Raw genomic sequence first — 13,774 nt, forward strand, 5'->3', positions numbered from 1 at the left:
TGCTAGAGCAGGCGTACGCGTAGCGTGCGGCCCTTGATCTTGCCTTCGGTGAGGCGTTTGAGGGCCTGTCTGGCCGCGTCGCGCTCGACCGCGACGAAGGCCTGGTAGTCGAACAGGGCGATCTTGCCGACCTGGCTGCCGGGCAGCCCGGCATCGCCGGTCAGCGCGCCGAGGATGTCGCCGGGGCGCAGTTTGTCCTTGCGCCCGGCGCCGATGCACAGCGTGTGCATCGGCGGCAGCAGCGGCTCGCCGCCGGCCTTGGCCGCGGGCAGCGGGTACCAGGCCAGCGCCTTGCCCTGCAGCGCCTCGATGGCCTGGGCGCGGCCGGCTTCGGCCGGGGCCACCAGGCTCAGCGCCAGGCCCTTCTCGCCGGCGCGGCCGCTGCGGCCGATGCGGTGGATATGCACCTCGGCATCGCGGCTCAGCTCGACGTTGATCACCAGCTCCAGGCCGGCGATGTCCAGGCCGCGGGCGGCCACATCGGTGGCCACCAGCACGCTCAGGCTGCGATTGGCGAACAGTGCCAGGATCTGGTCGCGCTCGCGTTGCTCCAGATCACCGTGCAGGGCGGCGGCGGAGATCTTTTCCGCCTCCAGCTGCGCGGCCAGCTCGTCGCATTGCTGGCGGGTGGCGCAGAAGGCCACCGCCGGCTGCTTGCGAAAATGCCGCAACAGGGTGCTGACCGCTTCCAGGCGCTGGCCCGGGGCGATCTCGTAGAAGCGCTGCTCGATCTGCCCGTCGTCGTGCTGGGCCTCGACTTCGACCCGCTCGGGGCTGCGCAGAAAGCGCGCGGCGAGCTGCTCGATGCCGGCCGGGTAGGTGGCGGAGAACAGCAGGGTCTGCCGCCGCGCCGGGGTCTGCTCGATGATCTCGGCGATGCTGTCGATAAAGCCCATGTCGAGCATGCGGTCGGCCTCGTCGAGCACCAGGGTATTGAGGCCGTCGACCTTCAGCGTGCCCTTGCGCAGGTGCTCCTGCACCCGGCCCGGGGTGCCGACTATGACGTGGGCGCCGTGCTCCAGCGAGCCGATCTGCGGGCCGAAGGGCACGCCGCCACAGAGGGTCAGCACCTTGACGTTGTCGGCGGCGCGGGCCAGGCGGCGGATTTCCTTGGCCACCTGGTCGGCCAGCTCGCGCGTGGGGCACAGCACCAGCGCCTGGCAGCCGAAGTAGCGCGGGTTGAGTGGGTGCAGCAGGCCGAGGGCGAAGGCCGCGGTCTTGCCGCTGCCGGTCTTGGCCTGGGCGATCAGGTCGCGGCCCTTGAGGATCAGCGGCAGGCTGGCGGCCTGGATCGGCGTCATCTCGGCATAGCCGATGGCGGCGAGGTTGGCCTGCATGGCGGCGGACAGGGGCAGGCTGGCGAAGGCGGTGGCGGTCACGGCAAGGGCTCGGGGCTGGCGAAACAGGCCGGCAGTGTAGCAGGCCGGCCTAGTCTTCCGCTGACACCTCGAGGCGCCGCGCGCGGCGGCCGTCGGCCGGGTCGAGCTGGAGGAAGATCGCCGCGGCCAGCATCGACAGCAGGCCGACGCACAGGTAGGTGGCCTGGAACGCCTGCAGCAGCTGGCCCTCGCCGCCGAATTCGCGGCTGAAGCCGCCCAGCAGCGCCGCCGAAGCCGCCACCCCCAGGCCCATGGCCAGCTGCACCACCACCGACAGCAGGCTGTTGCCGCTGCTGGCGTCGCGGTTGTCCAGGTCGATCAGGGTGACGGTGTTCATCGCGGTGAACTGCAGCGAGTTGACCGCGCCGATCAGGCCCAGCTGGACGATCAGCTGCAGCAGCGGGGTGTCCGCATCGACCAGGGCCAGGCTGGCGATCAGCACGCCGAGCAGCAGGGTGTTGCCGGTGAGGATGCGGCGGTAGCCGAGGCGCTCGATCAGCGGCTTGGCCAGGGGTTTGACCGCCATCGCCGCCAGGGCCAGGGGGATCAGGCTCATGCCGGCCTGCGCCGGCGAGTAGCCCATCGCCAGTTGCAGCAGCAGCGGGGTGAGAAAGGGCAGGGCGCCGCTGCCGAGGCGGGCGAACAGGTTGCCGATGATGCCCACGGCGAAGCCGCGGGTACGAAACAGGCTGGGGGCGAACAGCGGCTGCTCGATGCGCCCGGCGCGCAGCCAGTAGGCGGCCAGGCAGGCCAGGCCGCCGAGCAGCAGGAGCATCACCCGCATGGTCGGCAGGTGCAGCTCGCCCAGGCCTTCCAGGGCCACGGTGATCAGCAGCATGGCGGCGCCGAACAGCACAAAGCCCGGGGTGTCGAAGCGGCTGCGGCTCGGCCCGCGCAGGTCCGGCATATGCCGCAGCGCCGCCCAGCAGCCGAGCAGGCCGACCGGCAGGTTGATCAGGAAGATCCAGTGCCAGCTGGCCACCTCCACCAGCCAGCCGCCCAGGCTCGGGCCGAGCAGCGGGCCGAGCAGGCCGGGCAGGGTGACGAAGCTCATGATCCGCACCAGCTCCGAGCGCGGGTAGGCGCGCAGCACCACCAGGCGCCCGACCGGCATCATCAGCGCGCCGCCGAGGCCCTGCACGATGCGTGCGCCGACCAGCATGGGCAGGGAGGTGGACAGGGCGCACAGCAGCGAACCGAGGCTGAACAGGGCGATGGCGCCGAAGAAGATGCGCCGCGTGCCGAAGCGGTCGGCGATCCAGCCCGAGGCGGGGATCAGCAGGGCCACGGTGAGCATGTAGGCGATCACCACCGACTGCATGCGCAGCGGGTCTTCGGCCAGGTCGGCGGCCATGGCCGGCAGCGCGGTGTTGAGGATGGTGCCGTCCAGCGTCTGCATGAAGAAGGCGATGGCGACTATCCAGGGCAACAGGCGGGCGGTGCGTGGGTCGAGCGGGGCGGGGTCGGTCATGGGCTCCTCGCAGGTGGCAGCCGGCACTGTAGAGCCTGGCGGCGCATCCGGCCAGGGCGCTGCTAGGCTTGTCGCTAAACAAGGCTCCCCGGCTCGGGGTAAGGACGGCGGCATGCGCTGGGTTCTGTTATGGCTCGCTCTGGTCGTTCCCGCCCTGCTGGCGGCGCCCTGGTTTCCCTATCCGGTACAGGTCGACGGCCAGGCGCGCGAGTACCGGGCGCTGGCGAAAGCCGAGCGGCCGTGGCGCATCTGCGCCCTGTTGCCGCACGGCAAGGATCGCTACTGGTGGGGTGTGGCCTGGGGCCTGGACCAGGAGGCGCGGCGTCTCGGCGTGCAGCTGGGCATCTACGAGGCCGGTGGCTACGAGCACGGGCCGGTGCAGCTGGAGCAGTTCGAGCATTGCGTGGCGCTGGGCGCCGAGGCCTTCCTGCTGGCCAGCATCAATACCCTCGACCTGTGCCCGGCGGTGGCCGAGCAGCGCGCCGCCGGGCGGCCGGTGATCGACCTGGTCAATCGCCTCGACTGCACCGACCTCAGCGCGCGCTCGCGGGTGGATTTCGCCGACATGGCCGCGGCCACCCTGGCCTACGCGGTGCAGCACGGCGGCGGCCGGCCGCTGCGCATCGGCTGGTTACCGGGCCCGGCCGACGCCGGCTGGGTGCAGGATGCCGAGCGCGGCCTGCAGGCCGCCCTGGTCGGCAGCGCGGCGACCCTGGTGCACGGCGGTTACGGCCCGGTGGACCGCAGCAGCCAGGCGCAGCTGGTACGGGCGCTGCTCAAGGCCAACCCCGACCTCGATTACCTGATCGGCAACGCCGAGGCGGCGGCGTTCGCCGCGCAGCTGGTGCACAACCTCGGCGTGCGCGCCGAGGTGCTGGCCTTCTATGCCACCGAGCGGGTGCTGGAGCAGATCGGCGAGGGGCAGATGCTGGCGGCGCCGACCGATTCGCCGGTGATCCAGGCGCGCATCGCCCTCGACCTGGCGGTGCGCGGCCTGCAGGGCGAGGCGCTGCCGGCGCGGGTCGGCCCGCGCATCGAGATGCTCGACCGCGCGAGCCTGGCGCGTTTCGACATCGGCCGGCTGATGCCGCCCGAGGGCCACTGGATGATTCGCCAGGAGCTGCCGCAGTAGCAGCCGCTGGCGCGCCGTCAGGCCGCCGACACCGGCCGCTGCGGCTGGCCGCGTACCGGCGTGTCGCCGGCGACGAAGTACCTGGCGGTGCTGCGCGGCAGCGGCGCGCGGCCGCGAATCCGGTCGGCGATCTTCTCGGCGAGCATGATGGTGGTGGCGTTGAGGTTGCCGGTGATGATCTCCGGCATGATCGACGCGTCCACCACCCGCAGGCCCTGCACGCCGTGCACCCGGCCCTGGCCGTCGACCACCGCCATGGCGTCCTCGCCCATCTTGCACGAGCACGAGGGATGGAAGGCGGTCTCGGCATGTTCGCGGACAAAGGCGTCCAGTTCGGCGTCGCTCTGGCAGTCCGGGCCGGGGCTGATCTCGCGCCCGCGGAAGGCATCCAGCGCCGGCTGGGCCATTATCTCGCGGGTGATGCGGATGGCGTCGCGGAACTCCTGCCAGTCCTGTTCATGGCTCATGTAGTTGAACAGGATGCTCGGGTGCTGGCGCGGGTCCCTGGATTTGAGCTGCACGCGGCCGCGGCTGGGCGAGCGCATGGAGCCGACGTGGGCCTGGAAGCCGTGTTCCTTCACCGCGTTGCTGCCGTTGTAGTTGATCGCCACCGGCAGGAAGTGGAACTGGATGTTGGGCCAGGCGAATTCCGGACGGGTGCGAATGAAACCGCCGGCCTCGAACTGGTTGCTGGCGCCCAGGCCCTTGCCGCGCAGCAGCCAGTGGGTGCCGATGGCCGGCTGGTTCCACCACTTCAGCGCCGGGTAGATCGACACCGGCTCCTTGCAGGCGTACTGCAGGTACATCTCCAGGTGGTCCTGCAGGTTCTGGCCGACGCCGGGCAGCTCGTGCACCAGGGGGATGTCCAGTTCGCGCAGCAGGGCGGCGGGGCCGACCCCGGAGCGCTGCAGGATCTGCGGCGAGGCGATGGCGCCGGAGCACAGCAGCACTTCGCGGCGGGCGCGGACGATCACCGGCGTGTCGCCGTCGCCGTGCAGGTAGGCGACGCCGCTGGCGCGCTTGCCGTCGAACAGGATGCGATCGGTCAGGGCGTGGGTGACGATGCGCAGGTTGGGCCGGCCGCGGGCCTGGTCGAGGTAGCCGCGGGCGGTGCTGGAGCGGCGGCCCTGCGCGGTGACGGTGCGGTCCATGGGGCCGAAGCCTTCCTGCTGGTAGCCGTTGAGGTCGTCGGTGCGCGGGTAGCCGGCCTGCACGCCGGCCTCGACCATGGCGTGGAACAGCGGGTTGTTGCCGGCCTTCGGCGTGGTCACCGACACCGGGCCGTCGCCGCCGTGGTAGTCGTTGGCGCCGATGTCGCGGGTTTCCGCCTTGCGGAAATAGGGCAGGCAGTCCAGGTAGGTCCAGTCTTGCAGGCCGGGCAGCTTGGCCCAGTTGTCGAAGTCCAGGGCGTTGCCGCGGATGTAGCACATGCCGTTGATCAGCGAGGAGCCGCCCAGGCCCTTGCCGCGCCCGCATTCCATGCGCCGGTTGTTCATGAAGGGCTCCGGCTCGGTCTCGTAGGCCCAGTTGTAGCGCCGGCCCTGCAGCGGGAAGGCCAGGGCGGCGGGCATCTGGGTGCGGAAGTCGAGGCGGTAGTCGGGGCCGCCGGCTTCCAGCAGCAGCACGCTGACGTCTGCGTCCTCGCTCAGGCGGGTGGCCAGCACGTTACCGGCCGAGCCGGCGCCGATGATGATGTAGTCGAATTCTTGCGACATGGGCGTCACCTGTATGACGGGTCTGCGTAGCCCCGAGGGTGGGTTAGGCGCAAGACCGGGCTTGGTCTGCATCCGATTTCGGTGCGCCGTAACCCACCGGGTTGATCGGATTGGCGAACTGGTGGGTTACGCGGCGTTTGCTGCCTCTGGGCTTCAGGCTTCGAGGTGCGCGCCGCTACCCCACCCTAGGGGCGGCTATTCAAAACACCGAGGCGTAGCCGCCCAGTTCCACCTGCACCGACTTGATCCGGGTGTAGTGGCCGAGGGTGGTCAGGCCGTTCTCGCGGCCGACGCCGGACTGCTTGTAGCCGCCCACCGGCATCTCCGCCGGCGACTCGCCCCAGGTGTTGATCCAGCAGATGCCGGCTTCCAGCTGGTGGATGACCCGGTGCGCGCGATTGAGGTCGCGGGTCACCACGCCGGCGGCCAGGCCGTAGTCGGTGTCGTTGGCGCGGCGGATCGCTTCCTCTTCGCTGTCGTAGATGAGGATGCTCATCACCGGGCCGAAGATTTCCTCGCGCACTATGGTCATGGCATCCGTGCAGTCGGTGAACACGGTCGGCGCCACGTAGGCGCCCTTGGCGTAGTCGCCGTCGGTGACGCGCGCGCCGCCGATCAGCAGGCGCGCGCCCTCGGCGCGGCCCTTCTCGATGTAGCCGAGCACGCTGTCCATATGCGCCGCGCTGACCAGCGGGCCGAAGTTGGTGGCCTCATCCAGCGGGCTGCCCAGGCGGATGCGCTTGACCCGCTCCAGCACCTTGGCCTCGAAGCGCGCCTGCAGCATGCGCGGCACGAACACCCGGGTGCCGTTGGTGCAGACCTGGCCGGAGCTGTAGAAGTTGGCCATCACCGCGATGTCGGCGGCGCGGTCCAGATCGGCGTCCTCGAACACGATCAGCGGCGACTTGCCGCCCAGCTCCATGGTCACTTCCTTGAGGGTGGAGCTGGAGGCGCTGGCCATCACCTTCTTGCCGGTGCTGGTGCCGCCGGTGAAGGAAATCTTCTCGATGCCGGGGTGCTCGGTCAGCCACTGGCCGAGCTCGCGGCCGCTGCCGGTGAGCACGTTGAACACGCCGTCGGGCAGGCCGGCCTCGGTGTAGATCTCGGCCAGCTTCAGCGCGGTCAGCGAGGTGACTTCGCTGGGCTTGAAGATCATCGCGTTGCCGGCGGCCAGGGCCGGCGCGGATTTCCACAGGGCGATCTGGATCGGGTAGTTCCAGGCGCCGATGCCGGCGACCACGCCCAGCGGCTCGCGGCGGGTGTAGACGAAGGAGGATTCGCGCAGCGGGATCTGCTCGCCCTCGATGGCCGGGATCAGCCCGGCGTAGTACTCCAGCACGTCGGCGCCGGTGACGATGTCGACGTTGCGGGTTTCGGAAAGCGGCTTGCCGGTGTCCAGGGTCTCCAGCTCGGCCAGCTCGTCGTTGCGCGCGCGGAGGATGTCCACCGCCTTGCGCAGGATGCGCGAGCGCTGCATGGCGGTCATCGCCGCCCAGACCTTCTGCCCCTGCTTGGCGCTGGCCACCGCACGCTCGACATCGGCCTGGCTGGCGCGCTGCAGGGTGGCGAGCACCTCGCCGGTGGCCGGGTTGATGCTGTCGAAGGTCTGGCCACTGCTGGCGGCGACGTAACGGCCACCGATATAGAGCTGCTGCTGGTCGAAGCGGGGCATGGGCTGTCCTCTGGGCGCGAATGGATTGGCTAGAAAACAGCCTATTTTATTTAGATTGAACGATCAATCAATAAAAACGACAGCGCGCAGCTAATCGCGACATGCGTACCGTGCGATCTCGGGGGATTCAAAAGGCTATGTCTGCGTTAAGTGTTGGGAGTTGGTGCAAAGGTCCGTAGGGTGGGCTTTAGCCCACCAACGGTAGTCAGCGTGGGCTAAAGCGGATCGCCGCCCGGCCCACCCTAGAAGGCCCCGAGCCTTCCCTGGAGCGCCTAGCAGCTAACAGAGACATGGCCCTTCAATCAACCATGCAGCCGCCTGCCTTAGCGGCATTGCAGCGGCGCTGATTCGAGTCGGCGACCGGTTTTGCAGGCGGTGCGCGCGGCTTGGGCGGCCCCGCGACCGCTTAGGAGGCCTTGCCCAGTTGCAGATCGAGGTAGTCGTAGGCGATACGGCGCGCCTGCTCGGTGTCGAAGGCTTTGCCGGACAGCGCGCCGCGCAGCCACAGGCCGTCGATCAGGGCGGCGAGCCCGCGCGCGGCGGCGCGCGCCTCGTCGGCCGGCAGCACGCGGCGGAACTGGCCGCACAGGTTGGAATACAGGCGGTGGTCGTTGACCCGCTGCAGGCGGCGCAGCGCCGGCTGGTGCATGCTGCTGGCCCAGAACGCCAGCCAGGTCTTCATCGCCGGGCCGCTGACCTGGCTGTCGTCGAAGTTGCCGTCGATCATTGCCTTCAGGTGAGCGCGCGGACCGTCCTCGCGCAGCGCCCGGCGGCGTTCGCCCACCGCCTCGCTGAGCGCCTGCATCAGGTGGCGCATGGTTGCTTCGAGCAGGCCGTTCTTGTCGTTGAAGTAGTGACTGATGATGCCGTTGGACACCCCGGCCAGGCGGGCGATATAGGCGATGCTGGCATCGGCCATGCCGACCTGGTCGACGGCCTCCAGGGTGGCGGCGATCAGTTGCGAACGACGGATGGGCTGCATGCCGACCTTGGGCATCGGTCTCTCCAGCGGGGGAAGTAGGGCCGGAGTCTAGGCGGATTTTGATCGTTCGATCAATCAATGCAGGGCCCGGGCACGGCGCCGCTGTCCCTGCTGGGCAGGTTATTGGAACAGGATATTTGCCAGGAAGAGGGCCGTGCTCAGCGCGGTGCCGAGCAAGAGGTGGCGGGTGAACAGGGCCGTCACGCTGCGGCCATCCTGGCCGTGACTCAGCGCGGCCAGCACGCGCTCGTTGCAATGAATGGACACCAGCACGGCCGCTACGCAGACGCCGATGATGAGGAGCGTGCCGCCAGGTTGCCCCACAGGTTCCAGGTCGCCGGTGCGAGCCAGGCGGGAAGGTAAGGTAACAGCAGCAGCTTGTAGCCCTCGGGGCTGCCGGCAATGACCTGTACCCGGCGTTCGAAGGTGTTGCGCGGCGGCCGTGGTGGTAATGGGCGCTGGTGCTGCATCGTGAAGACCGGGTGCAGTCCTGGGGCGCGCGGTGATAACGCCGACGCCTGGCCGGTGTCGTGGCGCGCGCGACGCACCCTGAGGCCGCATCGCCAGCAACGACGAAGCGGGCCTGAGCCCGCTTCGTGTTCACGCCAGTCTGAGCCTTACTGCAACCAGCCCGCGACGCGCTCGGGGTTGGCGGCGATCCAGTCCTTGGCGGCCTGCTCCGGCTTGGCGCCGTCGCGGATGGCCAGCATCACCGCGCCGACTTCCTCGCCGCTCCAGGAGAACTTCTTGAGGAAGGCGGTGGCGTCGGCGGCCTTGGCCTCCAGGCCCGGGTTGACCACGGTGTCGACGTGCTCGTCGTCGCCGTAGACCTTCTTCGGGTCTTCGAGGAAGCGCAGTTTCCACTTGGCGAACATCCAGTGCGGAATCCAGCCGGTCACCACTATGGGCTTGCCCGCCTTCTCGGCACGGGTCAGGGCGGTGGCCATGGCCGGGCCGGAGCTGGGCATCAGCTTGATGCTGGTCAGTTCGTACTGCTTGATGGCGTCTTCGGTGCGGCGCATCACGCCGGCGCCGGCGTCGATGCCGGTGATCTTGCCGTCGAAGTCCTTGGCGTACTTCTCCAGGTCGGCGATGGTCTTGGCCTCGACGTAGTCGGGCACGATCAGGCCGATCTTGGCGCCCTGGTAGTTGGCGCCGAGCACCACCACCTTGTCCTTGAGCTTGGCGTAGTACTCGCCGTGGGTGGCCGGCAGCCAGGCCGAGAGGGTGGCGTCGAGGTCGCCGCGAGCCACGCCCTGCCACATGATGGCGGGTTCGACCGGCTTGAGTTCCACCGGGTAGCCGAGCTTGCTCTGCAGAATCTCGCCGGCGACATGGGTGGCGGCGACGCTGTCGTCCCAGCCGTTGACGTAGCCGATCTTCAGGGTGGGTTTGTCGGCGGCGAGGGCGCTGCCCAGGCCGAGCGCCAGGGCGGCGGCGCCGAGGCAGAGTTGCTTGAGTACGCGCATATCTTGGTGCTCCGTCAGTTGAGTGGCAGTTGCAAAGGTGTTGACTGGCTCGTTCTGATTGCGGGCCTGGCGCGCCGGCCGTCGCTGCTGGCCGCCGGTTCGCGGGCAAAGCCCTCCCCATCACGGTCTGGCCGCGACCGCGCGTGCATCGATGAGGAGGTTTCCAGGCCCGGAGGATGCGCGTCCGGGCCCGAATACGGGGTGGCGTCAGAGGCCGACGTGTTTCTTCACCGCGGCCGCGCCGTCCTGGCCGTCGAAGGTGGTCACGCCGCTCAGCCACTGGTCGAGGATCGCCGGGTTGGCCTTGATCCATTCCTTGGCCACGGTCTGCGGGTTTTCCTTCTCCAGCACCTTCTCCATCAGCTGGCTCTCGATCTCGACGCTGAACTGCAGGTTGTTCAGCAGCTTGCCGACGTTGGCGCAGCGTGCCTCGTAGTCCGGCGGCACCACGGTGTAGACCTTGGCCGCGCCGTAGTCTGGGCCGAACACCTCGTCGCCGCCGGCCAGGTAGGTGATGTCGAACTGGGTGTTCATCGGGTGCGGCGCCCAGCCGAGGAAGACCACCGGCTCCTGCTTCTTGATCGCCCGCGACACCTGCACCAGCATGCCGGCCTCGCTGGACTCGACCATGCGGAAGCCGCCGAGACCGAACTGGTCGCCCTTGATCATGCCGTCGATCAGCAGGTTGCCGTCGTTACCCGGCTCGATGCCGTAGATCTTGCCGCCGAGCTGGTCCTTGAACTTGGCGATGTCCTGGAAGCTCTTGAGCCCCGCCTCGGCGGCGTAGGTCGGTACCGCCAGGGTGTACTTGGCACCTTCGAGGTTGGGTTTCTCCAGCACCTTGACCCCGTTGTCCTTGGTGAAGGGCTCGATCACCGCGTCCATCGACGGCGCCCAGTAGCCGAGGAACACGTCGACCTGGCCGTTCTTCACCCCGGTGAAGGCGATCGGCACCGAGGCCATGATCTTGCGCGGCTGGTAGCCCAGACCCTCGACCAGGGTCATGGCCACGCCGGTGGTGGCGGCGATGTCGGCCCAGCCGATTTCGGCGAAACGCACCTGCTTGCAGCTTTCCGGCTCGGCGGCCCAGGCGCCCTGCGTCAGGACGCAGGACAGCAGGCCGATGGCGGCGGTGGTCTTGATCGTTTTCATCTGCGGTTCCCTATGGAATGAAACGGATAAGGTTTACTGACGCTGCAGCTTGCCGCTGAACCAGGCGAACACGCCGCGGCGGGCGGTCTGCTTGGTGCCGAAGCTCTCGGTGATGCGGTCGAGGATGATCGCCAGCAGCACCACGGCCATGCCGCTCTCGAAGCCTAGACCGATGTCGAGGCGCTGGATGCTCGCCAGCACGTCGTTGCCCAGGCCGCCGGCGCCGACCATGGAGGCGATGATCACCATCGACAGCGCCATCATGATGGTCTGGTTGACCCCGGCCATGATCGACGGCATGGCGTTGGGCAGCTGCACCTTGAACAGCAGCTGGCGGCCGTTGCAGCCGAACGACTGACCGGCCTCGATGATTTCCTTGTTGACCTGGCGAATGCCCAGGCTGGTCAGGCGTACCGCCGGCGGCATGGCGAAGATCACCGTGGCGATGATCCCCGGCACGCGGCCGAGGCCGAACAGCATGGCCGCCGGGATCAGGTAGACGAACGCCGGCATGGTCTGCATGAAGTCGAGGACCGGCCGGATCACCAGCGCCACCCGCTCGCTCTTGGCCGCCCAGATACCCAGCGGGATGCCCAGCAGCAAGCTGATCAGGGTGGCGGAGAAGGTCAGGCCGAGGGTGACCACGGTCTGCTCCCAGAAGCCGGTCATGACGATGAGGATGAACGACACCGCGGTGAAGGCGGCGAAGCGCGCGCCGATGCGCCACAGGCCGAGGCCGACGAAGATGGCGATGAGCAGCCAGGCCGGCGGCAGCATCAGCAACTGCTCGATGCCTTCGGAGAAGCCGCTGACCACGCTGCCGACGCTGTCGAAGCCGCCGCTGTAGTTGTCCAGCAGGTGCTGCACCACGTCGTTGACCCAGCTGCCCAGGTCTAGTTTCTTCTCACTCATGGGATTCCCCCTGCAGGCGGGTCAACAGCCGGCCCTTGCTGATGGCGCCGCAGTAATGGCCCTCGGCGTCGACCACCGGGATCGGCCCCTCGTTGTCCACCAGGCGGTCGATGACCTTCTCCAGCGGCATGTCCTCCGGTACCGGCACCACCCGCTTGAGGCCGTCGAGCTCCAGCGGCTTCGGCGCGTCGCCGTCGACCATCAGGGCGATCTTCTCCAGGCTGATCGAGCCGCAGAAATTGCGCTGCTCGTCGACGATAAAGGCGTAGTGCTTGTCCAGCGCCTGCAGCTCCTTGCACATCGCGGTGGCGTCCGGCGCCTTGCCGTTGTAGACGTAGGTCGGCACGCTGTCGGCCTTGAGCTGGCCGGCGGTGAGGTAGCGGCTGGTGTCGACGGTGTCGAAGAAGTTGCGCACGTAGTCGTTGGCCGGCTTGTCGATCAGCTCCTGCGGGGTGCCGACCTGGATCAGCTTGCCGCCCTCCATGATGCCGATGCGGCTGCCGATGCGCATGGCCTCCTCGATGTCGTGGGAGACGAAGATGATGGTGCGCCGGTGGGTCTTCTGCAGCTCCAGCAGCACGTCCTGCATCTCGCGGCGCTTGAGCGGGTCGAGGGCGGAGAAAGCCTCGTCCATGATGATCATCGAGGGGTTCACCGCCAGCGCGCGGGCCAGGCCGACGCGCTGCTGCATGCCGCCGGACAGCTCGTGCGGGTACTTGTGGGCGAAGGTGTCGAGGCCGACCTGCTTGAGCACGTCCATGGCGCGCTGTTCGCGTTCCTTGCGCCCGACGCCGGCCACCTCGAGGCCGAACGCGGCGTTGTCCAGCACGCTGCGCGAGGGCATCAGGGCGAAGGACTGGAAGACCATGCTCATGTCGCGCCGACGCAGGTCGATCAGCTGCGACTGCGGCAGCTTGGCGACGTTCTGCCCGTCGATGTAGACGTCACCGGCGCTGGGTTCGACCAGGCGGTTGATCAGGCGGATCAGGGTGGACTTGCCGGAGCCGGACAGGCCCATGAGGACGAAGATCTCGCCCTCCTCGACGCTGAACGAGACATCGCTGACGCCGATCACCGCGCCTTTCTCGGCGAGGATCTTCTCCTTGCTCCAACCTTCCTTGAGCAGCTCGATGGCTTCTTGTGGGTTGGGGCCGAATACCTTGTACAGGTGCTCGACCACGATCTTTCCAGACTGCATGGGACGTTTCCCCTTCAATCGGCAACCGAATCAGACTGGCACAACCTGGCGCGCGCCGCTGGGGCGCCCATCAGACGGACAGACTTCCGATGCCTGTATGGGTGAGTACTGAGTTGCGAGGGATTGGCGAGCGAGTTGCGCCGGGGTGCGACCGGGGCGCTCGGGCACGGCGCAGCGCACGCAGGATGGACGCGAAGCGCCCTGTGCGTTGCCCGATCGTGCAGGTGAGTGTCCCTTGCCTTGCCGTGTTGCAAACCGCTTTCCAAAACCTCTGGCAGTGTTTCGAAGCCCGATCCTTCGAGGGTTCATGCGCCGTCCTGGCGCATGCGTGCATCCGAAATTTCTTGTTGGTCCGACACCCGGTCGAGAGGGGCATCGGCGCTTGTCTGTTCTTCGGTCCAGAGCTGTGGGCCCTGGTCTGCCGCCCTGCTGGGTAGTGGCGGCAGCGACGTTATCGGCTGACTCAACGATATAGCCTTGGAGCCCCGGCAATTATCGATTTGCGACCCTGACGTGCTGGGCGACGACATGCCGTCGCAGGCCGGTTGTTATCGGCGGTTCGCCGTCGGTTCGCCGCAACTGGCTGCCACTGCCTGGCAGTCGGCTTTGCGCAACAGACCTAAAAAACCTTAACAGACTTATTCGCCCCTTGGCCAAGGCTGGAAGCCGCGCGGCGCCTGATTCGCAGCCCT

At 68.2% G+C, this 13,774-nt stretch carries 12 protein-coding genes; 1 reads left to right on the plus strand and 11 read right to left on the minus strand.

Translation table 11 applies throughout. The features are described from left to right. Nucleotides 1-2: 2 nt before the first annotated feature. Nucleotides 3-1,379 carry an ATP-dependent RNA helicase DbpA gene (gene dbpA / locus ACW9UL_RS01975; RefSeq protein ID WP_457788681.1) on the minus strand — a complete coding sequence of 459 codons (1,377 nt, stop codon included), beginning with the start codon at nt 1,377-1,379 and terminating at the stop codon, nt 3-5. Nucleotides 1,380-1,428: 49 nt separating this feature from the next. Then, a complete protein-coding gene (gene mdtD, locus ACW9UL_RS01980; protein WP_122109384.1) occupies nt 1,429-2,850 on the minus strand; it encodes a multidrug transporter subunit MdtD in 1,422 nt (473 codons plus the stop codon). A 112-nt stretch (nt 2,851-2,962) separates the two neighbouring features. Here mdtD and torT point away from each other — a divergent pair, with 112 nt between their 5' ends. Further along, nucleotides 2,963-3,982, plus strand: coding sequence for a TMAO reductase system periplasmic protein TorT (gene torT, locus ACW9UL_RS01985; protein WP_457788682.1), 1,020 nt, complete (start codon nt 2,963-2,965; stop codon nt 3,980-3,982). Between the two features lie 17 nt (nt 3,983-3,999). Here torT and betA read toward each other — a convergent pair whose 3' ends face one another. The 9 genes from betA to ACW9UL_RS02030 form a co-directional block, all read right to left on the minus strand. Continuing rightward, the gene (gene betA, locus ACW9UL_RS01990) at nt 4,000-5,697 is read right to left on the minus strand and encodes a choline dehydrogenase (protein WP_457788683.1); all 1,698 of its coding nucleotides are present in this window, start codon (nt 5,695-5,697) and stop codon (nt 4,000-4,002) included. Between the two features lie 199 nt (nt 5,698-5,896). Continuing rightward, nucleotides 5,897-7,369, minus strand: coding sequence for a betaine-aldehyde dehydrogenase (betB, locus tag ACW9UL_RS01995; protein WP_021444416.1), 1,473 nt, complete (start codon nt 7,367-7,369; stop codon nt 5,897-5,899). Nucleotides 7,370-7,775: 406 nt separating this feature from the next. Beyond that, the gene (betI, locus tag ACW9UL_RS02000; protein WP_457788684.1) at nt 7,776-8,366 is read right to left on the minus strand and encodes a transcriptional regulator BetI; all 591 of its coding nucleotides are present in this window, start codon (nt 8,364-8,366) and stop codon (nt 7,776-7,778) included. Between the two features lie 105 nt (nt 8,367-8,471). Next, nucleotides 8,472-8,624, minus strand: coding sequence for a hypothetical protein (locus ACW9UL_RS02005; RefSeq protein WP_457788685.1), 153 nt, complete (start codon nt 8,622-8,624; stop codon nt 8,472-8,474). A gap of 5 nt (nt 8,625-8,629) precedes the next feature. Then, nucleotides 8,630-8,821, minus strand: a complete 192-nt coding sequence (locus ACW9UL_RS02010) for a hypothetical protein (RefSeq protein ID WP_457788686.1) — start codon at nt 8,819-8,821, stop codon at nt 8,630-8,632. Between the two features lie 147 nt (nt 8,822-8,968). Further along, on the minus strand, nt 8,969-9,820 hold the full coding sequence (locus tag ACW9UL_RS02015; protein WP_021443418.1) for a glycine betaine ABC transporter substrate-binding protein: 852 nt from the start codon (nt 9,818-9,820) through the stop codon (nt 8,969-8,971). 207 nt (nt 9,821-10,027) lie between these two features. Then, entirely contained in the window at nt 10,028-10,972 is a 945-nt protein-coding gene (locus ACW9UL_RS02020; RefSeq protein ID WP_457788687.1) for a choline ABC transporter substrate-binding protein, read from the minus strand. Between the two features lie 33 nt (nt 10,973-11,005). Then, nucleotides 11,006-11,884: an ABC transporter permease gene (locus ACW9UL_RS02025; protein ID WP_457788688.1), complete on the minus strand. Its 879-nt coding sequence runs from the start codon at nt 11,882-11,884 to the stop codon at nt 11,006-11,008. Next, nucleotides 11,877-13,082, minus strand: a complete 1,206-nt coding sequence (locus tag ACW9UL_RS02030) for a quaternary amine ABC transporter ATP-binding protein (protein WP_457788689.1) — start codon at nt 13,080-13,082, stop codon at nt 11,877-11,879. Before ACW9UL_RS02030 ends, ACW9UL_RS02025 begins: the two co-directional genes overlap by 8 nt. Between the last annotated feature and the right edge of the window lie 692 nt (nt 13,083-13,774).

It is taken from the genome of Pseudomonas sp. PL-6, from assembly GCF_054110165.1.